At 58.2% G+C, this 21,563-nt stretch carries 21 protein-coding genes; 16 read left to right on the top strand and 5 right to left on the bottom strand.

The features are described from left to right. The first annotated feature begins 70 nt into the window (after positions 1-70). The 4 genes from ACR0J8_RS14925 to ACR0J8_RS14910 are packed head-to-tail and all read left to right on the top strand — an operon-like array spanning position 71 to position 6,417. On the top strand, positions 71-1,093 hold the full coding sequence (locus ACR0J8_RS14925) for a quaternary amine ABC transporter ATP-binding protein (RefSeq protein ID WP_480525863.1): 1,023 nt from the start codon (positions 71-73) through the stop codon (positions 1,091-1,093). After that, positions 1,090-3,081, top strand: coding sequence for an ABC transporter permease subunit (locus ACR0J8_RS14920; protein WP_170619626.1), 1,992 nt, complete (start codon positions 1,090-1,092; stop codon positions 3,079-3,081). Before ACR0J8_RS14925 ends, ACR0J8_RS14920 begins: the two co-directional genes overlap by 4 nt. Position 3,082: 1 nt before the next feature. Continuing rightward, positions 3,083-3,964 (top strand): phosphotransferase, encoded by an 882-nt coding sequence (locus tag ACR0J8_RS14915; RefSeq protein ID WP_480890919.1) that lies wholly within the window; start codon positions 3,083-3,085, stop codon positions 3,962-3,964. A gap of 8 nt (positions 3,965-3,972) precedes the next feature. Then, positions 3,973-6,417, top strand: a complete 2,445-nt coding sequence (locus ACR0J8_RS14910; RefSeq protein ID WP_480890916.1) for a GcvT family protein — start codon at positions 3,973-3,975, stop codon at positions 6,415-6,417. A 207-nt stretch (positions 6,418-6,624) separates the two neighbouring features. Here ACR0J8_RS14910 and ACR0J8_RS14905 read toward each other — a convergent pair whose 3' ends face one another. From ACR0J8_RS14905 to ACR0J8_RS14890, 4 genes are read right to left on the bottom strand one after another with little or no spacing between them, the layout of a single operon-like run. Next, on the bottom strand, positions 6,625-7,299 hold the full coding sequence (locus tag ACR0J8_RS14905; RefSeq protein WP_480890913.1) for a DMT family transporter: 675 nt from the start codon (positions 7,297-7,299) through the stop codon (positions 6,625-6,627). Beyond that, a complete protein-coding gene (locus ACR0J8_RS14900) occupies positions 7,233-7,514 on the bottom strand; it encodes a hypothetical protein (protein ID WP_480890911.1) in 282 nt (93 codons plus the stop codon). The genes ACR0J8_RS14905 and ACR0J8_RS14900 overlap by 67 nt, the downstream gene beginning before the upstream one ends. After that, positions 7,511-8,230 carry a TfuA-like protein gene (locus ACR0J8_RS14895; RefSeq protein WP_480890910.1) on the bottom strand — a complete coding sequence of 240 codons (720 nt, stop codon included), beginning with the start codon at positions 8,228-8,230 and terminating at the stop codon, positions 7,511-7,513. The genes ACR0J8_RS14900 and ACR0J8_RS14895 overlap by 4 nt, the downstream gene beginning before the upstream one ends. Next, positions 8,227-9,117, bottom strand: coding sequence for a YcaO-like family protein (locus ACR0J8_RS14890; RefSeq protein ID WP_480890909.1), 891 nt, complete (start codon positions 9,115-9,117; stop codon positions 8,227-8,229). The genes ACR0J8_RS14895 and ACR0J8_RS14890 overlap by 4 nt, the downstream gene beginning before the upstream one ends. Here ACR0J8_RS14890 and ACR0J8_RS14885 point away from each other — a divergent pair. The 5 genes from ACR0J8_RS14885 (at position 9,080) to ACR0J8_RS14865 (ending at position 13,009) form a co-directional block, all read left to right on the top strand. Next, positions 9,080-9,769: an AMP-binding protein gene (locus ACR0J8_RS14885; RefSeq protein ID WP_480525850.1), complete on the top strand. Its 690-nt coding sequence runs from the start codon at positions 9,080-9,082 to the stop codon at positions 9,767-9,769. The two genes, ACR0J8_RS14890 and ACR0J8_RS14885, sit on opposite strands and share 38 nt — an antisense overlap. Positions 9,770-9,797: 28 nt before the next feature. Further along, positions 9,798-10,085, top strand: coding sequence for a hypothetical protein (locus ACR0J8_RS14880; RefSeq protein ID WP_480525848.1), 288 nt, complete (start codon positions 9,798-9,800; stop codon positions 10,083-10,085). Further along, on the top strand, positions 10,085-11,398 hold the full coding sequence (locus ACR0J8_RS14875) for a ferric reductase-like transmembrane domain-containing protein (protein ID WP_480890907.1): 1,314 nt from the start codon (positions 10,085-10,087) through the stop codon (positions 11,396-11,398). The genes ACR0J8_RS14880 and ACR0J8_RS14875 overlap by 1 nt, the downstream gene beginning before the upstream one ends. A gap of 2 nt (positions 11,399-11,400) precedes the next feature. Further along, positions 11,401-12,171, top strand: coding sequence for an enoyl-CoA hydratase-related protein (locus ACR0J8_RS14870; RefSeq protein ID WP_480890905.1), 771 nt, complete (start codon positions 11,401-11,403; stop codon positions 12,169-12,171). Between the two features lie 85 nt (positions 12,172-12,256). After that, positions 12,257-13,009 carry an aspartate/glutamate racemase family protein gene (locus tag ACR0J8_RS14865; RefSeq protein ID WP_480525842.1) on the top strand — a complete coding sequence of 251 codons (753 nt, stop codon included), beginning with the start codon at positions 12,257-12,259 and terminating at the stop codon, positions 13,007-13,009. Between the two features lie 52 nt (positions 13,010-13,061). On the opposite strand, the gene ACR0J8_RS14860 is transcribed toward ACR0J8_RS14865, so the two are convergent. Beyond that, complete coding sequence (locus ACR0J8_RS14860) at positions 13,062-13,763, bottom strand: GntR family transcriptional regulator (RefSeq protein ID WP_480525841.1); 702 nt, start codon at positions 13,761-13,763, stop codon at positions 13,062-13,064. Positions 13,764-13,904: 141 nt separating this feature from the next. Between ACR0J8_RS14860 and ACR0J8_RS14855 the strand changes: the two genes are divergently transcribed. The 7 genes from ACR0J8_RS14855 (at position 13,905) to ACR0J8_RS14825 (ending at position 21,561) form a co-directional block, all read left to right on the top strand. Next, complete coding sequence (locus ACR0J8_RS14855) at positions 13,905-15,155, top strand: NAD(P)/FAD-dependent oxidoreductase (protein ID WP_480890902.1); 1,251 nt, start codon at positions 13,905-13,907, stop codon at positions 15,153-15,155. Between the two features lie 61 nt (positions 15,156-15,216). Then, the gene (locus tag ACR0J8_RS14850; RefSeq protein WP_170611680.1) at positions 15,217-16,197 is read left to right on the top strand and encodes a TRAP transporter substrate-binding protein; all 981 of its coding nucleotides are present in this window, start codon (positions 15,217-15,219) and stop codon (positions 16,195-16,197) included. Between the two features lie 62 nt (positions 16,198-16,259). Continuing rightward, the gene (locus ACR0J8_RS14845; RefSeq protein ID WP_480441505.1) at positions 16,260-16,787 is read left to right on the top strand and encodes a TRAP transporter small permease; all 528 of its coding nucleotides are present in this window, start codon (positions 16,260-16,262) and stop codon (positions 16,785-16,787) included. Positions 16,788-16,792: 5 nt separating this feature from the next. After that, complete coding sequence (locus ACR0J8_RS14840; RefSeq protein ID WP_170611677.1) at positions 16,793-18,106, top strand: TRAP transporter large permease subunit; 1,314 nt, start codon at positions 16,793-16,795, stop codon at positions 18,104-18,106. Between the two features lie 60 nt (positions 18,107-18,166). After that, positions 18,167-18,601: a universal stress protein gene (locus tag ACR0J8_RS14835; RefSeq protein ID WP_170679100.1), complete on the top strand. Its 435-nt coding sequence runs from the start codon at positions 18,167-18,169 to the stop codon at positions 18,599-18,601. Between the two features lie 32 nt (positions 18,602-18,633). Then, positions 18,634-19,758 (top strand): enolase C-terminal domain-like protein, encoded by a 1,125-nt coding sequence (locus ACR0J8_RS14830; protein ID WP_480890899.1) that lies wholly within the window; start codon positions 18,634-18,636, stop codon positions 19,756-19,758. 69 nt (positions 19,759-19,827) lie between these two features. Next, positions 19,828-21,561: a thiamine pyrophosphate-binding protein gene (locus ACR0J8_RS14825; RefSeq protein ID WP_480525835.1), complete on the top strand. Its 1,734-nt coding sequence runs from the start codon at positions 19,828-19,830 to the stop codon at positions 21,559-21,561. Positions 21,562-21,563: the final 2 nt, after the last annotated feature.

Raw genomic sequence — 21,563 nt, 5'->3', positions numbered from 1 at the left:
TTGCCGGAGCGGGCAAGCTCCCTCTCCCCACCCGTTCCGGCCTTTTCCATTCTCTGACTGGACACACCAGATGACCCCCAAGACAAAATTGTCCTGCCGTAATGTATGGAAACTGTACGGTCCAAATGCGGAATCGCTGCTGCGGCAACACCCGAACCCATCGGCGGATGAGATTCGCAACGCAGGCGTCATCGGGGCGGTGCGCAACGCCAACATCGAAATCACCGAGGGAGAGATTTTCGTCATCATGGGCCTGTCCGGATCGGGCAAGTCGACTTTGGTGCGTTGCCTGTCACGGCTGATCGAACCAACGGGCGGAGAAGTTCTGTTCGATGACACCGATCTGCTGCGCGCCAACGAGAAAGAGCTGATAGAAATCCGCCGCCACAAGATGGGCATGGTATTCCAGCACTTTGCCCTATTGCCGCATCTGACCGTTCTGCAAAACGTCATGTTCCCATTGACCATTCAGGCTAAACCAAAAGCCGAGGCAGAGGCCAAGGCGCGCGACGTGGTGGAGCTGGTAGGTCTGAAAGGACGCGAGGATTACTACCCGCGCGAACTTTCTGGCGGACAGCAACAGCGCGTCGGAATCGCCCGCTCGCTGGTGACGGAACCGGACCTGTGGTTTCTGGACGAGCCGTTCTCGGCCCTCGATCCGCTGATCCGGCGCGAGATGCAGGATGAGTTTCTGCGCCTGCAGGAGCGGCTGCATAAAACCATCGTCTTCATTACCCACGACTTCGAAGAGGCCGTGCGTCTGGCCGACCGCATCGCCATCATGAAAGATGGCCAAGTGATCCAGATCGCCACCCCGGAAGAGCTGGTGATGCATCCCGCCACCGACTACGTGGCCGAATTCACCCGCCATATTCCCCGCTCAAAAGTGCTGACCGTCGGCGGCGTCATGCGCGCGGGGGCCAGTGGCGATGGCGATCCCATACCGCAATCAACCCGTGTGTCAGACGTGGCAGAACGGATCATTGCATCGGACACCCCAATCCCGATTTCGGATGAAAACGGCCAGATTGTTGGCGCGATAGATCGCAAGGCCGTGGCGCGTGTGCTGTTCGGCGGCGGAGATGCGGCATGATCCGCCTGAACCGCAGCCAGATTGTCATCCTGACGCTTGTTCTGGTAACGATCCTGCTGGGTTGGTTCGGACGCGATCTGGGCAAGGTGATGGATGCCCGCTGGCTGACCAAGTTCCCCTCGGCCTGGGTGATCCCGTTCAAAACCTATATTTCCTCGGCCATGACCTGGCTGATCGAGGACGCAGCCATCGGGCCGGTTTCGTTCACCGATATCACACGTGCCATCGCCTGGCTGATTGAACAGCCTTACAACTTTGTTCTGGCGCTACTCGCCAATGGGTTCGTCAGCGGTTTGGGCAATGACGCTCAGGTCATTCTGCCCGCCATCAGCTGGATCGTGGTGATCACCGCAGTGATCGCGTTGGGCCAGTATTGCCGCGACTGGGCACTGGCCGCGTTAGTTGGTAGCTGTTTCATCTACCTTGCGGTCTTTGGCCAATGGGACAGCGCAATGGTCACTTTGGCTTCGGTTCTGATTGCAGTTCCGATCGGCGCGGGCGGGGGGCTGCTGACCGGCATCATCGCCTATCGCAACCCGACCTTCGAACGCATCATCTCACCCATTCTCGATCTGATGCAGACAATCCCGATCTTCGCCTATCTGGTGCCGATCCTGTTCATGTTCGGCTTTGGTCCGATCTCGGCTCTGGTCGCGACGATCATCTACGCCACGCCTCCGATGGTTCGGATCACGACGCTGGCACTGAAAGCCGTTGACCCCGAGATTCAGGACTTTGGCCGCATGGCAGGCACGACACAGCGGCAACTGATGTGGCGCGTTCTGGTGCCCTCGGCCAGTCACAGCCTGATGGTGGGTGTCAATCAGGTGATCATGCTGACGCTGAACATGGTCATCATCGCCTCGATGATCGGGGCCGGAGGGCTGGGGTTCGACGTCCTCGCCGCGCTGCGCCGTCTGGACATAGGCGCAGGGTTCGAAGCTGGCATCGCCATCGTTGTTTTGGCCATCGCGGTGGACCGGCTGAGCCAGGCTTTTGCCGAACGGATGGGGCAGGTGCATCATGAGGCGCCGGGCTCGTGGGTCGCCCGCCATCGGCGGACAGTTCTCGTGCTGATCCTGCTGGTCGTTACATGGGTTCTGGGCCAGTTTTCACCCCTGCTGCTGGAATATCCCGAAAGCCAGACGATCACCACGGGTGCCTTCTGGGACAACACTGTCGAATACCTGAACGTCAACTATTTCGACACGTTCGAGGCGATCAAGGTCTTTTTCCTGACCTGGTTCATGATCCCGATCAAGACGGTTCTGCTGGGCATCCCATGGCCCTGGGCCATTGCCATGCTGACGTTGCTGGGCTGGCACGCAGGCGGCTGGAGATTGGCGCTGCTGTGCGGCGGTATGGCGTCGCTGATCCTTGTGTCGGGCCTGTGGTCGAAGGCAATGGTGACGGTATACCTCTGCGGGGCATCGGTCATTCTGGCAACCCTGATCGGAGTGCCTCTGGGCGTGCTGGCGGCCCTGAACAAACGCGCCGGAACGGTGATCAATCTGCTGATCGACACGCTGCAAACTCTGCCCAGCTTTGTCTATCTGATCCCGGTGGTCATGCTGTTTCGGGTCGGCGACTTCACCGCACTGATCGCCATCGTGCTTTACGCATTGGCCCCAGCAGTGCGCTATGCCGCGCACGGTGTGCGTTCGGTCAGCGAAGACCTGATCGAGGCCGGGCTGGTTTCTGGCTGTACCCGCACGCAACTGCTGCGCCATATCCGCCTGCCGATGGCCCTGCCCGAAATTCTGCTGGGCATCAACCAGACGATCATGCTGGCCCTGTCGATGCTGGTCATCACCGCGCTCGTCGGTACCCGCGATCTGGGGCAAGAGGTCTATATCGCACTGACCAAGGCCGACACCGGTCGGGGTCTGGTGGCTGGTCTGTCGATTGCCTTCATCGCCATCATTGCGGACAGGCTGATCAATGCAGGTGCCCGGCAGGCCCGTATCCGCTTTGGACTGGAGAGCTAACATGAGCCATTCCGATCTGATGACCCGCATCCGCGATCTGCCGATCTGGCAAGGAAATATTGAGGCAACGCCTCTGACCGGCGGCATCACCAACATAAACTACAAGATCACCGACGACAGCGGTTCCTACGTGGTGCGTGTCGGAGACGATATCCCCCTGCATCAGGTGATGCGCTTCAATGAACTGGCGGCCAACAGGGCGGCCCATGCGGCTGGGCTTTCGCCTGCAGTGGTTCACGCCTCGGGCGATCTGACGGTATTGGAGTTCGTCGAAAGCCGCACCTTGTCCGAAGAGGACATTCGCCACCCCGACTCGCTGCCGCGTGTTCTGGACCTGGTGAAAGCCTGCCATATCGAGGTCCCCAAGCATCTGCGCGGCCCGTCGCTGGTGTTCTGGGTCTTCCACGTCATCCGTGACTACGCAGCTACACTCAAGGAACGCGGAAGCACCCATTCGGCTTTGCTCCCGGATCTGGTGAAAATCAGTGACGGGCTCGAAGCTGAGGCGGGACCATATGACATGGTTTTTGGCCACAACGATCTGCTTTGCGGCAACTTTCTGGACGACGGTACCCGCCTCTGGTTGATCGATTTCGACTATGCCGGGTTTAACTCGCCGCTCTTTGACTTGGGCGGGCTGGCTTCGAACAACGGCCTTTCGCCCGAACAGGAAGACTGGGTGCTGGAGACCTATTTTGAATCCCCAGTCACTGGCGATCTGCGCCATCGCTACACGGCCATGAAATGCGCCTCGCTGCTGCGCGAAACGATGTGGAGCATGGTGTCCGAAATCACCTCGGATATCGACTTCGACTACGCAGCCTACACAGCCGAAAACCTCGCGCGGTTCCGCGCGGCCCTGACAGACTTCAAAAACACCTGAGGACAGACATGACCGACCTTCCGAAAACAGCCAAAGCCGTCATCATCGGCGGCGGGATCATCGGCTGCTCGACCGCGTATCACCTGGCCAAGCTGGGCTGGACAGATACGGTACTGCTGGAGCGCAAGAAACTGACCTCGGGTACGACATTTCACGCGGCCGGTTTGGTGGGCCAGCTTCGATCGAACGCCAATATCACGCAGTTGCTGGGCTACTCGGTCGATCTGTACAACAAGATCGAAGAGGAAACCGGGCTCGGCACCGGTTGGAAGATGAACGGCGGCCTGCGGCTGGCCTGTAACGAAGAACGTTGGACCGAGGTAAAACGCCAGGCCACAACGGCGCATTCCTTCGGTCTGGACATGCAGCTTCTGACCCCTTCCGAAGCGCAGGACCTGTGGCCGCTTATGGACGTCTCTGATGTGATCGGCGCGGCGTATCTGCCGACGGATGGTCAGGCGAACCCCTCGGACATCACTCAGGCGCTGGCCAAGGGCGCACGCATGGCCGGGGCGAAGATATTCGAGGACACCAAGGTCACCGATATCGAAATCGAAGATGGCAAGATCCGTGCGGTGATCACCGAACATGGCCGGATCGAATGCGAAAAGGTGATCTGCTGTGCCGGTCAGTGGACCCGCACATTTGCCGGACGTTTTGGCGTCAACGTGCCACTGGTGCCGATGGAGCATCAATATATGGTAACGGAACCCTTTGACGTGCCTTCCAACCTGCCGACCCTGCGCGACCCGGACCGGCTGACATACTACAAGGAAGAGGTCGGCGGGCTGGTCATGGGAGGGTACGAGCCAAACCCGATCCCCTGGGCAACCAAAGGCATCCCGCAGGGCTTCCACTACACGCTGCTCGACAGCAACTTCGATCATTTCGAACAACTGATGGAGCTGGCCCTTGGCCGTGTTCCCGCTTTGGAGAATGCGGGTGTCAAAACGCTGACCAACGGGCCGGAAAGCTTCACGCCCGACGGCAATTTCATCATCGGTGAAGCGCCAGAGTTGCGCAACTTCTTCGTCGGCGCGGGTTTCAACGCCTTCGGCATCGCCGCTGGCGGTGGAGCGGGCATGGCGCTGGCGGAATGGGTCCACAAGGGCGAGCCGCCTTTCGATTTGTGGTCCGCCGACATCCGCCGCTTTGGCCGCCCGCATTTCGACACCGACTGGGTGCGCACCCGCACGATCGAGGCATACGGCAAGCACTACACGATGGGCTGGCCGCATGAAGAACACGACTCGGGGCGGCCCTGCCGCAAATCTCCGCTCTATGAAACACTGAAAGATCAGGGCGCGTGCTTTGGTGAGAAACTGGGCTGGGAACGCCCGAACTGGTACGCCGATGCCTCGCTGGGTGAAACACCGAAGGATGAATACAGCTTCGGCCGTCAGAACTGGTTCAGTGCCGTGGGCCGCGAACACAAAGCCGCGCGCGAGGCGGCAGTGCTGTTCGACCAGACCTCTTTCGCCAAATTCGCCCTTAAGGGTCCGGATGCGCTGGCCGCTATGAACTGGATCTGCGCCAATGACGTGGACAAGCCCGTGGGCGCGCTGACCTATACGCAGATGTTGAACGACAAGGGCGGGATCGAGTGCGACCTGACCGTGGGCCGCGTCGCGCATGATGAGTTTTACATCGTCACCGGCACCGGCTTTGCCACCCATGATTTCGACTGGATCAGCCGCAATATCCCCGAAGGTCTCAACTGTCAGCTTTTTGATATCACCTCATCCAATGCCGTGCTGTCGCTGATGGGCCCGAAAGCGCGCGATATTCTGGCGAAGGTCACGCGCGATGACGTTTCGAACGACCGCTTCAAGTTCGGCACGATCCGCACAATCGGCATCGCCGGGTGCCCGGTTAAGGCACTGCGCGTGACCTATGTGGGAGAGCTTGGCTGGGAACTGCACCTGCCGGTGGAATATGCCCAGACGGTTTATTCCGCCCTGATGGCTGCGGGCCAGCCGAACGGTTTGGTGAACGCGGGCTATCGGGCGATAGAATCGCTGCGGCTCGAAAAAGGGTATCGCGCCTGGGGTGCGGAAATCGGCGCTGACCACACGCCATTCGAAAGCGGGCTGGGCTGGGCGGTGAAGCTGCGCAAGAACGTCGACTTCAAAGGCCGGTCTGCGTCGGAAAAACAAAGGGCCGAAGGCGTCAAAAAGATGCTGGCCTGTTTCACCGTCGACCCGGATGTTATTCTGCTGGGCCGCGAGACGATCTATCGCGACGGCAAGCGCGTCGGCTGGCTGACCTCGGGTGGCCATGGCTTCACCGTGGGCAAATCCATCGGTTACGGCTATGTCCGCAACCCCGAGGGGGTCGACCCGGGATTTGTAACATCCGGCAGGTACGAGCTGGAGGTCGCTACCCAACGCGTTCCCTGCGAAGTCACTTTGCAGCCGCTGTACGATCCGAAAATGGAACGTGTCAAAGCATAAAAGCGACGATACCGGAAGGTTAAGACCTTGTGGTACCGGTAACGTAACAACAGAAGGGAACGGCCAAGCGCCGATACTGGCTTCAGACGGCGGAGTAACTTCCGCCGCGACGCCGGAACTTCATACTGAACTTTCGAGGTTGCTGAGCGACCAAAACCGAAAAACCGATACCCGTCCGAACCGGAAAGACAGGCGACAAGTTTTGCATCAGAGTCGGTTCTCCTTCCTGGCGGACTGACCAATTGGAAGCGCTGGCAGCAAGCCGCCAATTGCGATCAGCCCTGCCCCGACCCATCCCCAGAAATCCGGCAGGTTGTTCCAGATCGCATAGCCAAAGATGATGGCCCAGATCATCCCGGAGTACTCTACCGGTGCCATCAAGCTGAGCGGCGAAACCGAGCACGCTTTCGTTCGACAATACACGCATAAGGCGCCGAACAGCCCGAGTAGAACAACAAGCCACAAATCCGGCGTCTCGGGCAGGTGGTCCCCAGCCGGAACCAGAAGGACAGCGACCAGAAAAATCGTCAGATATTCATAGCCCGTGATTGCTTCTGGCGTGTCGCGGCGGGACAGGGCGCGCGCCGCCGCAAGACCGAAAGCACTGCAAAAAGCCGCGGCCAGCGGCAGCAAAGCGGCCATGTTCATGCCGACGCCCGGCGGGCGAATAATGAGACATGCACCCAAAGCTCCGGCAACCACCGCTAAGACCTGCAGGACGCTCGCGTGTTCCCGAAAGAACAGGGAAGACAGACACATTGAAATGATCGGGGAAACCATGAAGATGATCGTCACCTCAGCCAGAGGCAGTACCTTCAGACCTGCGATGAAAAATACATCGTTCCCAAGCTCAGCAAGCCTCGGCCAATCATCAGCGGCCACCGTGGCGACACCATCGAACGCCAGGTCGACGGGGCGATGATCCCGAAGAAAAACAGCAGCCCGAACACGCTTTCGAAGAATATGACCTGGAGCTCAGAATATGTCTGGGCCAGCATTTTTGCGACCGCATCCAGCGCGGACATGAAAAACACGCCCAGCGCAAACAAGATGACCCCGCGCGCGTTCCCTTGAAACTGACGAAGTATGGCGCTCATTGGCCGACCTGGTCGAAAACCGAAGTGCGTTCCAGATAGAACTGCGACGAAAATCTGCCCGGATTCTGCTTCAGGAAGTCCTTCATGAAGGTTAGCATTTCGACCGCATCAGCTTTCTTTACATCGACTTTCCCATGGTCCAGCCAGTCTTCAAAACGGGCGAGTTCCTTAAGATCAAACCCTTTTTGACGACCGTATTCGATCATGTTGCAATAGGAACGGTGTGAGAAATATGTCCGGCTCATATGCGCTTCAAAAGCTGCTGCGGTTTCTTGTGAAATGACCCCGTTTTCCAACGCAGCCGCCAGCGTGGCCTTGATGTTCACCAATGGTTCAGACAATGCGGGATAACCCAGTTCGGCGGGCCCGTGGTTCAGGGCGACTTCGTCGTCCCGTGTAATCCGGCCAGTGCGGTAATCCTCGAAAACGCGCCCGATCCCCTTCATGCCGAAATCGCAAAGCTCAGCGGCTCTTAGCGCTCCCATGCTGGCGCTGCCGAAAACGTGAACACCTTGGTCAAGCGCCCAGAGGATTTCCTTGTGCAAGACCGAAGGTGTCAGCTGAAAGTACCCGTCAATGATACCGATGGCATGGGGGTTGCGCGCTATCATGGCCATGACATCCCCCTGTGCAGCAAGTGGCAGGTATTCAGCGTCAAGAATACGCAATGCTTCACTTTTCCGGATCGTGGGGCCGCAAAACACAAATATGGTCATTGGGCCGGTTCCAGCTGTCTTTGCGCCCGCACCCCCATTGAGTAGCGCGGGTCGTCGCTTGGACCTTCCAGTCCCGGAACAAGCACACGGACCACCGAAATATGTTTGGCCACATAGTCCGCGGTTAAATCGATGATGTATGCGTCGCGAAGTCCAGCATTCTGCAAGCCCGCTAATATCTGATCCAGATCACCATCCGGGGTTGCTGTGTCCTGCGATTTTCTTGACCCGAACTCAAGCTTTCCGGGCCTTTCGATTGTCACGTGAAATTCCATTTCGCGATAGAACTCTTTTGAAAGGTCATCGCGGGAACCGGTGATCAGCGTCAGCCGTTCCTGTGCGGCTTCTGTCAGCGCGCGGGACAATGCGATTTCGCGGCAAGGGTGACACCCCGCACCGACCGAGGGCCGCGGCAGCAGAACCGGCAGGTTTCCTTTCTCGCATGTCCAGACCAGATATGCAGGCACACCAATGTCGGAAGTGACGTCCCAGATCGCCACATCAATATCCGCGTCTTTAAATTTTTCCAGAATCGCAAGAAGTGAGCCGTCGCAATTCGTATCTTGGTCGATGCGCCGCGCGTCACGATCTGTCCAGGGCAATTGCGACCATAGCGCTATGGCGTCGCGTTCAATTACTTCGCACAAGGCGTGGCAGGCGGCTTCGGCAAAGTTGTTTCCTGACGCCAAGCCGTTGGAGCTTGAAAGGAAGAACCCGCTGCCGGGCGGCAAAGGCCGTGTGTAATTTGTGTGTATCAGTTCATATGGCGCCCAGGCCCCGGAATTATCCCAAGCGCTTTCACCTCCAGCCCCGGATACCCGATACCGGGCGCGACCGGAAGATCTTGCGATGATCCTGTTTACATCAGGTACGACAGGTGTGCCCAACGGCGTTCAGGTCAGCCATGCCAATCTGGCGAATATCCTGCTGACCGCGCCCGGTGATCTGGGAATGCGCCCGGGCATGAAGGTTGGACAGGTTCTATCCATCGCTTTCGACATGGCCGCCTGGGAAACACTGGGGGCGCTGTCAAATGGGGCAACTCTGGTCATTCGTGGCAAGTCCATTCAGGAAACGGCTGAACAAGTGGATGTTCTGATCGCCACGCCGTCAATCCTGAACGCGCTAGATCATACACTATGCCAACAGGTCAAAGTCGCCGCCGTGGCCGGAGAACCCTGCCCTCGCCCCCTTGCCGACAGGTGGTCGGCATTCTGCACATTCTACAATTCCTGTGGTCCGACAGAGACGACAATCATCAACACGGCCGAGCCGCATCACCCCGACAAACAGATCCTGTCCATCGGTCGTCCGACACCCAACAACACGGTCTACATTCTGGACGAAAACCTGCGCGCCCTCCCAATCGGCCAGAAGGGTGAGATGTGGGCCGGTGGGGATTGCGTGACAACCGGATACCTCGCCAACCCTGAGCTGACGGATGAGCGTTACCGCCCTGATCCGTTTCGCCCTGGCCATATGATGTTTCGCACCCGCGATCTGGGCCGATGGAGAGCTCGAACATTTCGGCCGCGTTGATGATCTGGTCAAGGTACGCGGCTTTCGGGTGGAACTGGACAGCGTCTCAGGCGCGCTTGAACAGTCGCCCTGCTGCCAACAGGCCGTGACGCTGCAATATGACAGCCGAAATCTGGTAAGTTTCATCTCGCCTGCTTCCGCCTGCCCCAAGCGTGCGGCGCGATCGGTTGCGGACCGTCTGCCCTATTATTGCTGTCCGGCTGTGGTGACGCCGATGGACGCGCTGCCACGGACACCACGCGGCAAACTGGACAAGCGCATGCTGAAGCAACTCGCCCGTGACCACATCGCGCAAACCGGGACGGAGCTGAAGTGATGACAACTCAAACCACAAATCTGCAATCCCGGGGCCTGAACTGGCGGCGGGTCACACGGCACCCGGCGGTGATGGAATACTGGCGACTGGCGGCGCTGGTTGCCGTCGTCAATCTGGGTGTTTTCGTGAAGGGGCTGCACCAGGGCAGGTGGTTTCATGATGGTGAGTACGCGCTGCACCTCATCGCGGACATGGCGTTGATCAACCTGAGCATCGGTATCCTGATCCGGCAGCAAAGGGTGGTCAACGCATTGTTCTGGCTGGCGACCCGGGTTCCGACATCCTGGCCTTTGTGGATTCGCTGGGGTGCCGGCAAGGTCTTTCATTTTGGCGGACTGCATTCAGGATGTACCGTTGCGGGCACGATCTGGTTCGGGTTCTTGCTGTTTGGAATGATCGCGAACAGGGGTGCAGGGGCGGCTTCGCCCTCGGGCCTGACACTGACGCTAAGCGCCGCCATGGTCGTGTTGATGACCATCATGGTGGTTTCGGCGCTGGGACCGATCCGAGCCCGCTTCCATAATATGTTCGAGAAAATCCATCGCTTCATCGGATGGACCGTCCTGGCGCTGTTCTGGGCACAGACGGTATCAATAAGTTCTGACACTGGCGATGCATTGTTGCGCAGCGCTGCGTTCTGGATGCTTTGCCTGATCACGCTGTCGATCCTGTCTCCGTGGCTGACGCTGAAACGGGTGAAGGTTGATATTGTCAAACCGTCGAACCATGCGGTGATTGCCCGGTTCGAATACGGCGACACGCCGTTCCCCGGCAGTTCCAACGCCATCAGTCACACACCGTTTGGAGAGTATCACTCTTTCGCCAATATCCCGGCCCCGAACCAGAAAAGCTACCGGCTGGCAATCAGCCGGGCCGGAGACTGGACAGAACGATTCATCGACAACCCGCCTGACAGGGTCTGGGTCAAAGGCATCACGACATCTGGCGTGGCCCGAATTGAGGTTTTGTTCAAAAAGGTCGTTTATGTCGGCACCGGGTCCGGAATTGGTCCGATCCTGCCTCATCTTCTGGCCGGTGACGTGCCGAACAGGCTGATTTGGTCGACCCGAAGCCCCCGAAAGACCTATGGGAACGCGTTGGTTGACGAGATCGAAGCGCATACTGATACCCCTCTGATCTGGGACACTGATAAACGGGGTAAACCGAACCTTTCCGCATTGGCTTTGCAGTCGGTTCGTGACAGCGACGCCGAGGCTGTCATCGTGATTTCGAACCAGAAGCTTACGCGAAAAGTCGTGCACGACATGGAAAGCCTGGGCATCCCCGCCTATGGCGCAATCTGGGACAGTTGATCATGTATGAGACAATTCAGACGGAAACTCACGGGCGTGTCGCCACAATCCGCTTCAACCGGCCGGATCGACTGAACGCCCTGAATTCGCGGGTCATGCATGAGGCGCTGGACGCGGCAACCAACTTTGAGGCCGATCCGGCAATCGGCTGCCTGATCCTGACCGGAAACGAGCGCGCCTTTGCGGCCGGGGCTGACATCAGCGAGTTGGCGGTTCAGACCTATGCCAGCATGCAGGCCAGTGACTTCTTTGGCGGCTGGGACCGGTTCGCCGCACTGAAACTGCCAAAGATTGCAGCTGTTGGCGGCTACGCGTTGGGCGGCGGGTGCGAGATTGCCCTGATGTGCGACGTCATCCTGGCGTCGGACACCGCAAAATTTGGCCAGCCTGAAATCAAGATCGGCTGTATTCCCGGTATCGGCGGCACGCAGCGCCTTACCCGGCTGGTTGGACGTGCCAGGGCGATGGACATGATCCTGACCGGTCGCATGGTGGATGCGCAGGAGGCGCTTCAGATGGGTCTGATCAGTCGCGTAGTACCTTCCGAAGAACTTGAACAAACCGCACAGGATGTAGGACGAACCATTTCCGGCTATGCACCTGACATCGCAGAAATGGCTCGTGCCTGTGTAAACATGGCCGAACATCGCGCGCTGGATTCCGGTCTTCGCTATGAGCGGCAGATGTACCACGCCCTTTATGGATTGCCGGCGCAACAGGAAGGCATGAACGCGTTTCTGGAAAAGAGAGAACCCCGGTTCCATCCCGTTTGATTTCCATCGAACGGGAAAGATCGGGATTGACTTTCCCAAAATTGTATACAGCTATGCGTACAATTGCATCCAGTGGGGCCACGCCATGCAGACCTGTTACGGTGGAAAAACGGTATACGGAGCCAACCTTGGCATTCTTATGCTTGAAACGCAGTTTCCGCGCATTCCCGGCGACATCGGAAATGCGCTTACCTGGCCTTTCCCGGTACAGTACCGCGTCGTGCGCAGCGCCACGCCCGAGTTGGTGGTGCGCAATGATGCACGGGAACTGGTTGACCTTTTCATCGAAGCCGCAAAAGACCTGGTTGCCTCAGGCTGCGACGGTATCACGACAAATTGCGGTTTTCTGTCGATTGTTCAGGACAGGCTGGCCGAGGCGGTACGGGTTCCTGTTGCCACATCCTCTCTGATGCAGGCCCCCATGATTCAGGCAATGCTTCCCCCCGAAAAACGCGTGGGCATTCTGACGATCTCGAAAGAAACGCTGACGCCGGCCCATCTGGCTGCCGCGAATGTACCGGCTGATACTCCGGTCGTGGGCACCGAGGGTGGTCGGGCGTTTACCCGTGATATACTGGGAGATGCCCCCGAAATCGATTTTGCGGCATGCCGGCTGGATATGCTTGATGCGGCGCGGCAACTGGTGACAGAACATCCGGATGTCGGCGCAATCTTGCTGGAATGCACCAATATGACGCCTTACGCGGCGGACGTCCGCAAACTGACCGGACTGCCAGTGTTCTCGATCTACACTTTCCTGAAATGGTTTCATGAATCGCTTGTACCGGATCGGTTTTCCCCGGAACTGGATGATCCACTGCTGGGGTTGGCGAGGTAGACATCGCACATCCTGACCCAGCTGCGTGACACAGTTGGGCAGGACTGTGGGTCTACAAGTTCCCCGGAACGTAGAGTTGGGAAAACGCCACGCGCACCAATTCGACCGTCTGTTCACTGCGGCGTTCAATGTGACGCCGTAAAGCTACGATCGCGGCGTCTTTGTCCCGTGCCTTTACCGCATTCAGGATGATGCGATGCTGTGACAAGGAAGAGTGATCATAGTCAGGCGTATCCCGGCGATCACGCAGCAGCCGCAAGTTTATCATCCTTACATACCGGATGCGTTCGTTCACGTTGTACAGCAGCCGGACCAGTTCATTGTTGCCCGACAGTGTCGCGAGCTTGACATGAAACTCTTCGTCCATGCGCAAAAGAACATTCAGATCGCTGCAAACAGAATAGGATTTCTCGGCCTCGTCCAGATAGGCGACAACCTCGGCGATTGCGTTGTCATCCGCTCCTTCAATGGTACGGATTAGCGCCTCGGTCTCAAGCGCGCATCGTAGCTGGTAAAGTTCCAGAATCTTGTCGGGGCTGAGTGGGCGGCAAAAAAACCCTTTGCCAAGTTCGAAAGTCAGGAACCCTTCGGCGGCAAGCCGGTTCAATGCCTCGCGCAGTGGGGTGCGGCTGACATCAAGGGTTTTTGTCAACGCGGTCTCATTCAGGCGCTCACCGGGCATGAACTCGAAACTGATCGCCTTCTTGCGTAACGCCTCGTAGGCGCGTTCTACGCTTCCTTCGGATTTGGACATCTCATACCCAACAGTTCGGATTTTGCCCGTTCTATCAAAGCGCACGGGAAAAGAAACATTTGTCTTCACAGATTGCGACAGTACTGTATACAGGCTGGAATACGATGCAAGGGGCGATGATTCTCGCCACAATGGGATGATATGACGTCTGAGGCTCAACAAGTCGTCGTAATTGGCGCCGGAATCGTCGGTGTCTCGACCGCTATCTGGTTGCGTCGCAAGGGCGTCGACGTCACCATTGTGGACCGCAACGCGCCAGGGGATGACAGGGCGACGTCATATGGCAATGCCGGGGTGCTGGCGGCATGCTCAGTCGCCCCTGTCACGGCGCCGGGACTGGTTCTCAAAGGTCCCCGAATGGCCTTGGACCCGAACTTCCCGCTTTTTCTGCGCTGGTCCTATTTGCCACGGCTTGTGCCATGGCTGACAAAATACCTGTCACATGCCAACGACAAGGACACCCGTAGAATTGCTGCCGGGCTTGCTCCGCTGACCTCGGACTCGGTCGAGCAGCACTTTGCCCTGACTAAGGGAACAGAAGCCGCGCAATGGGTCCAAACCTCGGACTACAGTTTCGCCTATCCCGACCGCGCCACCTTCGAAGCGGACAGCTACACGTGGATGCTGCGTCAAACCGCAGGCTTTGAACCCGAGGTTTTGGAAGGGGACGCCGTTCGCGAGTTCGAGCCGAACCTGACGGGAAATCTGAAACTTCTGGCCGTGATGCATGATCACGGATTTTCACGCAGCCCCGGATCATACGTGGCCGCGCTTGCAACCGAAGCCGAAAAACTGGGGGCTTCGATCCGTCGGGCCGAGGTTACAGATTTCGAGTTCACTGAAGGTAAGGCAACGGCCGTGATAACGGACAGCGGCACGCTGCCCTGCTCCAATGTTGTTCTGGCGACCGGTGTCTGGTCCGGACCGTTGGCGAAAAAGCTTGGACTGTCCGTGCCGCTCGAAACCGAGCGCGGTTATCACATTGAATTCGCGGGGGCGGAAAACGGGCCATCGACCCCATTGATGATCACCACCGGCAAATTTGTCGCCACCCCGATGGCAAATGGGCTACGCTGTGCCGGTGTCGTCGAATTTGGCGGGCTGAAAGCCGGGCCTTCAAAGGCGCCGCTTGATTTGCTCAGGCGCAAGGTCGAGGAAAGCTTTCCGCACCTCAGGTTCGAAAACATGAACAGTTGGCTGGGCCATCGCCCTGCCCCGACCGACAGCCTGCCGTTGATCGGAGAGATTGGCCATAGCGGCGTACTGGCCGGGTTCGGGCATCATCATGTTGGCCTGACCGCCGGGCCCAAAACCGGACGCATTCTGGCTGGGCTGGTGACGGGAGAGCGCAGCAATATTGATCTGACCGTCTACGATCCGCAGCGGTTCTGAAGAAACGACCATAAACGCCCCGGAAATCAGGGGCCGAAAATAGGCAACAAGGGAGTTTGAAATGCCAAATACAATCACCAAAATTGCCGCTGGTGTCGCGGTAGCCACCGTATCAGCGGTATCGGCCAATGCTGAAACCTGGGATATGCCGATGGCCTATTCGGCCACCAACTTCCACTCGGCCACCGGTGCGATGTTTGCTGAATGCGTGACCACGGGAACGGCGGGTGAGTTGACCATTCAAACCCATCCGGGCGGCTCGCTCTATGCGGGTGCGGAAATAAAACGCGCAATCCAGACCGGGCAGGTCAACATCGGTGAGCGTCTGTTGTCCGGTCACCAGAACGAAAACGCGCTGTTCGGCTTTGACTCTGTTCCATTCCTTGCGACCTCGTTCGAGGATTCCGAAAAGCTGTGGGATGTGGCCAAGGGCCCGCTGTCCGAACTGCTGGCGGAACAGAACCTTCATCTGCTCTATTCGGTGCCGTGGCCGGGTCAGGGTCTGTATTTCGACCGCGAGGTCAACAAACTGGCCGATGCCGAAGGTCTGAAGTTCCGCGCCTATAACTCTGCCTCGGCCCGCATGGCCGAGCTTGCCGGGATGCTGCCGGTGCAGATCGAAGCCGCAGAAATCAGCCAGGCATTTGCGACGGGTGTGGCACAGGGCATGGTCTCGTCCGGGTCCACCGGTTACGACCGCAAAGTCTGGGAAAGCCTGTCGCATTACTACGGCGTGGATGCCTGGATGCCGCGCAACTATGTTCTGGTGAACATGGATGCCTGGAACGGCCTGGATGACGCGACCAAGAACGTTGTGAACGGCTGCGCCCTTGCCGCGGAATATGCAGGCGACTGGCGTTCGATCCAGTACACCGAGTTCACCGTGAACGAGCTGGGCAAGAACGGCATGACCACCGGCCCCGCAAGCGATGAACTGGCCGCTGAACTGCGCGCCATCGGCGAGACCATGACCGCCGAATGGCTGGAAGCTGCCGGCGAACAAGGTCAGCAAATCGTCGATGCCTTCAAGGCTGCCCAATAATCCTTGACTGAAACATGTCCCGATGCCGATCCGGCGTCGGGGCGCACAAGAGGAGAATTGCCGTGGCGCTGTTCAGTCTGTTGCGCGTTGTTCTGGATGCTCTGTACCGTTGGGCCGGATATGTCGCCGCTGTCTTTCTGATCCTGATCCTGTGTTTCGTCTCGATGCAGATGATCTCTCGATGGGTGGGTGAGGTTGTCGTGGGCGGACCAGATTTCACCGGCTATTGCATGGCCGCCGCGTCGTTTCTGGCGCTGCCCTATGCGCTGAACAGCGGCAGCCATATTCGGGTAAACCTGCTTTTGAACGCGCTTGGACGGTTCCGGCGATTTGGGGAAATCTGGTGCTGGGCAGTTGCCAGTTACCTGACATATCTGTTCGCGCGCTACGCCATCAAGCTGACCTATGAAAGCTATCGTTTCAACGACATCAGCCAGGGGCAGGACGCGTGGCCCATCTGGATCCCGCAGATGTCGATGGTCATCGGCACGGTCCTGCTGGCGATCTGCGCCTTCGACAACCTGATCAGTACCCTGTTCACGGGTAAGGACAACATTCGATCCGCCGGGGTCGATGTGCACGCGGAGTAAGCCCAGTGGAACAATTCTACCTCGTCTCCATCTTTCTGTTCGCGCTGTTTGTGCTTTTGGGCACAGGCGTCTGGGTCGCCCTCGCGCTGTTTGGCGTGGCTTACCTTGGACTTGAGATGTTCACATCACGCCCGGCTGGCGACGCGATGCTGACCCGTATCTGGACCGGATCCTCAAGCTGGACACTGACGGCGCTGCCGCTGTTCATCTGGATGGGCGAAATCCTGTTCCGAAGTCGATTATCGCAGGACATGTTTCGGGGTCTGAGCCCGTGGATGCAGCGTTTGCCGGGTGGCCTGGTCCATGTGAATATCGTCGGCTGCACAATATTTGCTGCCGTGTCCGGTTCTTCAGCGGCTACGCTCACCACCGTCGGCAAAATGTCGATCCCGGAACTGCGCAAACGGGAATACCCTGAATATATGATCATCGGGACCCTGACCGGCGCGGCGACGCTGGGCCTGATGATTCCGCCATCTCTGACCCTGATTGTGTACGGGGTCGCCGTCGAGCAATCGATTTCGAAACTGTTCATGGCAGGCATCCTGCCCGGTATCGTGCTGGCCAGCATGTTCATGGCCTATGTCGCTGGCTGGTCCTTTCTGCGCCGTGATGAAGTACCGGAAATCTCCGACCGTATGACCTTTGGGCAGAAACTGAACGAAAGCCGGTTTCTCATCCCGATCATCCTGCTGATCCTGGTGGTCATCGGCTCGATGTATGGCGGCTTTGCCACGGCAACAGAGGCTGCCGCCATTGGGGTCATCGGATCGTTCATACTGGCGGCCATGCAGGGATCGCTGACGAAGGAGGCCTTCATAGAAAGCCTTTTGGGTGCCACCCGAACCTCGGCCATGATCGCCTTTATCCTCATGGGTGCCATCGCCCTGACACTGGCGATGGGCTTTACCGGACTGCCGCGCGCGCTGGCGGAATATATCGAAGGGTTGCAACTGTCGCGCTTCTCTCTGCTGCTGGCGCTGATGCTGTTCTATATCATTCTCGGCATGTTTCTTGACGGCATCTCGTCGGTCGTCCTGACCATGGCGATTGTACAACCGATGGTCGAGGGCGCGGGCATAGATCTTATCTGGTTCGGAATCTTCATCGTGGTGGTTGTGGAAATGGCGCAGATTACACCCCCGATCGGTTTCAACCTGTTTGTCATGCAGGGGATCACTCGGCACGAGATGGGATATATCGCAAAGACCGCCCTGCCGCTGTTCCTGATCATGGTGGTGATGGTCTTCGTGATGATCGCTTTCCCGGAACTGGCCACCTGGCTGCCTGACAATATGCGGAACTCGGCAGGCCGGTAATCGGCCGGCCCCTTCCACACTTTATATTCACCTGTCACAGCAGGGGGGGGGACCCACGTCATGACCCGATCCAAAATACTCGCAGCCGTTGACCTTGTGCACAAAGACAGCGACGCCCACGTCGTTCACGAAGCAATTTCGCTGGCCCGATCCCATGACAGCACGGTCGAGGTGATCTTTGTCATACCGGATCAGGAGCTCAGCTATGTTCAGGGTTACATCCCGGCAGAAATGCACCAGCAGGTACTGATCGAGGCAGAGAATGATCTGGCCGCGTATTGCGCCGACTTCAATTGGCACGGCGTCGCACACAAAACCAGGGTGCTGCGCGGTGTCGTTTACGAGCAATTGATCAACCACGCCGACGATCAGTCAGCAAGTTTCGTCGTGATCGGTGCCAGCAAACCATCGGTCCGGGATTTTCTGATCGGACCAAACGCTGCCCGGGTGTCGCGATACGCCCGTTGCAGCGTGCTGGTCGTGCGGCCGAACTGACCATCTGCCAACTCTCACTTTCGGAGACATACGTGAGCGACCATAAAATCGAAACTCTGCGCGTTCATCGCATTTCGATCCCCGCCAAAGCTGTCCATTCGCATGGCAGCGGCGACGTAGCAGGTATTAACGTTGCGATATTGGAAATGGTAACGGATACCGGCCTTACAGGCTGGGGCGAAGCCTCACCCTGGCCTGTCTTCACCGGAACCGCCGAGGCGAACGCCGCCGCCTTGCACGTGCACCTGCGCCCGCATCTGATCGGTCAGGACCCGGTCCAGGTCGAAAAGCACATGAACATGGCGGAGAAGGTGCTGATCGGCCACCCCGAGGCCAAGGCCGCGCTGGAAATGGCGCTGCTGGACATCACCGGCCAGATCACCGGCCTTTCGGTCTGCGAACTGGTCGGCGGTAAAATGCGTGGCAGCATGGGGATGAGCTTTTCGGTCGCCAACCCAGATTTCGACGCTGACCTCGATGACATCGCCGCGATGTGGGAAGACGGCGTGCGCATCTTCAAGTTCAAGACCGGTTTTGCCGACCATAGGTTCGACCTTATACGCTGTGAAAAACTGCGTGATATCTATGGCGACGAGGCGGACATCCGCATTGACTACAATCAGGGTCTTCCGGCCTATGACGCCGTGCGCTGCATCCGGGATCTCGAGGCGTTTCGCCCGACATTTGTCGAACAGCCCGTCAAGATGCACGAACGTGAAGCCCTGGCCCACATTGCGCATGTAATCGATACCCCGATCATGGCGGACGAGGGCGTGTTTGACCCCAAAGGCGCGCTTTACGGGGCGCAGATCCGGATCGCGGACATTTTCTCGCTCAAGATCATGAAATCCGGTGGTATTCGGCGGGCGCTGGAGGTGGCGGCAATCGCCCGTGCTGCCGGAATCGAGATCTATGGCGGCTGCATGTTCGAAACGGGACTGGCCCATGCCGCCGGTGCCCATCTGATGGCCGCCGTACCGGACCTGGTCCTGCAATGCGAATTCTACATGGCGACCTACTACGCCGCGGAAGACATTCTGACCGAACCCTTCCCTGTCAAAAACGGGCGGGTACACGTTCCGACCGGGCCGGGTCTGGGCGTTCAGGTCAATCCTGACATGCTGACAAAATACGCTGTCGCAGAACCTTTGACGTAATCTCAAAAACTTCGGACCGGCTGCATACAGCACTGTGTGCGGTGGTTGATCGGGAAAGGGAACCTACCCATGGAACACCAAGACACAAAGCGCATGAACGGCGCCCAGATCATCCTGAAGATGCTCGAATTGCTCGGCGTCCGCCATGTTTTCGGCCTGCCGGGGGAAACCACCATCGGCTGGTACAAGGAATGGCGTGAACACAGCAATATCGAGTTCGTCCTGACCCGCGATGAACGAACCGCATCCTACGCCGCCGAGGCCTATGCGAAGATCACTGGGCGCCCATGCGTTCTCGAAGCGCCCAGCCCCGGTGTCACCCATTGTTCGCCCGGCATCACCGAAGCATTCCTCAGCTCGGTTCCGGTGATCTTTTTCAGTTCGGACATTCCGATCAATCAGGACAAAAAACACGGCCTGACCGGGATCGATCAGACCAAACTCTACGACAGTATCTGCAAGGAAAGCTTTGTGCTGACCAACGCAAGGGAAATCCCGTTCCTGCTTCGCCGGGCCTTTCGTGTCGCAACCTCCGGTCGCCCGGCACCGGTGCATATCCGGGTGCCGATCAACATCTTCGGAGAAGAGGCGGAGATTGACGATCTCTATGCCGAGGCGGAATACAGCCAATACCCGGCGCACCGGCCAGTTGCCGACCACGGCAAAATTCGCTCTGCAATCGACATTCTTCTGGCTGCCAAAAAACCGGCCATTGTCTGCGGTCAGGGCGGGCTGATCTCAAAGGCCTCTGACGCAATTCTGGAACTGGCGGAACTTCTGCAAATCCCCGTCGGCACAACAACGCCCGGCAAAGGCACCATTCCAGAAGATCACCCACTGGCGCTGCGCGTCATCGGGGGGCGCGGCGGAATGGAATATTCCAACCAGTACGTGTTCGAAGCTGACACGATCTTCTTTGTCGGGTCAAACACCGACAGCGCTGCGACCGACCACTGGAAGCTGTACGGGGACCCGAAATCCAAGACCTTTCTGCATCTGGATATTGCCGAGGCGCATGTCGGCAACAACTTTCCCGTCAAAGTGGGCATGGTCGGCGACGCACGGGCCAGCATTGAATACATGGTCGAGATCATCAGGGCCGAGCACCCGAACCTGAAGCGCGACAGGATCGATCTGAACCCGGTGAAGAAAACCGCGCTCGACAATGTCTTCAACTCGAACATCCCGATGCCCGAAGGGACGATCTCGCCGGTCAAGCTCAGCCAAGCGCTGGACAAAATCATGCCGGACGACGCCGTGATCACGTCGGAGCCGGGCGTCAGCGCGATCTACCCGTCTGCCCTTCTGACGTTCAAAAAGCCGGGCCGCCGTTACATCACCAACTACTCCATGGGGGCGCTGGGATATTCGGTGCCTGCCTGTCTGGGGGCGTCCTATGCCAATGACGGTCCGGTGATTTCCTTTACCGGTGACGGGTCGTTCGGATTTGTCATTGGCGACATGGAGTCGATCAAGCGTTCCGGCAAAAACGTTACGATCATCCTGACCCGCAACGACACATTCGGCTGGATCCGGGGCGAAGCTATCCTTCTGGACGAAATAGATGAACCGTGGTCCACCGACTTCGGCCGTGTGGATTACTGCAAGGTTGCCGAGGGGTTTGGTTTCCGTACCGCGAAAATCACAAGTGAGTCAGAAATAGAGGCTGTTCTGTCTGAGGCGATCGCCAACCCCGGAGCGAACTTCATCGAAATCATGGTTCCGTCGCAGGACAAGATCGTCCCGTTTGTACCGAACTGGGTACGCGCTGCGCGGGCCAAAAACCTGCCGCACTTCTACTGACT

Source organism: Ruegeria sp. N11 (assembly GCF_056531525.1).
The sequence above is the reverse complement of the archived record's forward strand: the minus strand, read 5'-3'. Positions and strand labels throughout refer to the sequence as shown.

Coding starts and splice junctions, on each gene's coding strand:
- ACR0J8_RS14925 (WP_480525863.1), top strand. CDS start 71: ATGACCCCCAAGACAAAATTGTCCTGCCGTAATGTATGGAAACTGTAC.
- ACR0J8_RS14920 (WP_170619626.1), top strand. CDS start 1,090: ATGATCCGCCTGAACCGCAGCCAGATTGTCATCCTGACGCTTGTTCTG.
- ACR0J8_RS14915 (WP_480890919.1), top strand. CDS start 3,083: ATGAGCCATTCCGATCTGATGACCCGCATCCGCGATCTGCCGATCTGG.
- ACR0J8_RS14910 (WP_480890916.1), top strand. CDS start 3,973: ATGACCGACCTTCCGAAAACAGCCAAAGCCGTCATCATCGGCGGCGGG.
- ACR0J8_RS14900 (WP_480890911.1), bottom strand. CDS start 7,514: ATGAGCGCCATACTTCGTCAGTTTCAAGGGAACGCGCGCGGGGTCATC.
- ACR0J8_RS14895 (WP_480890910.1), bottom strand. CDS start 8,230: ATGACCATATTTGTGTTTTGCGGCCCCACGATCCGGAAAAGTGAAGCA.
- ACR0J8_RS14885 (WP_480525850.1), top strand. CDS start 9,080: ATGATCCTGTTTACATCAGGTACGACAGGTGTGCCCAACGGCGTTCAG.
- ACR0J8_RS14875 (WP_480890907.1), top strand. CDS start 10,085: ATGACAACTCAAACCACAAATCTGCAATCCCGGGGCCTGAACTGGCGG.
- ACR0J8_RS14870 (WP_480890905.1), top strand. CDS start 11,401: ATGTATGAGACAATTCAGACGGAAACTCACGGGCGTGTCGCCACAATC.
- ACR0J8_RS14865 (WP_480525842.1), top strand. CDS start 12,257: ATGCAGACCTGTTACGGTGGAAAAACGGTATACGGAGCCAACCTTGGC.
- ACR0J8_RS14860 (WP_480525841.1), bottom strand. CDS start 13,763: ATGTCCAAATCCGAAGGAAGCGTAGAACGCGCCTACGAGGCGTTACGC.
- ACR0J8_RS14855 (WP_480890902.1), top strand. CDS start 13,905: ATGACGTCTGAGGCTCAACAAGTCGTCGTAATTGGCGCCGGAATCGTC.
- ACR0J8_RS14850 (WP_170611680.1), top strand. CDS start 15,217: ATGCCAAATACAATCACCAAAATTGCCGCTGGTGTCGCGGTAGCCACC.
- ACR0J8_RS14835 (WP_170679100.1), top strand. CDS start 18,167: ATGACCCGATCCAAAATACTCGCAGCCGTTGACCTTGTGCACAAAGAC.
- ACR0J8_RS14825 (WP_480525835.1), top strand. CDS start 19,828: ATGGAACACCAAGACACAAAGCGCATGAACGGCGCCCAGATCATCCTG.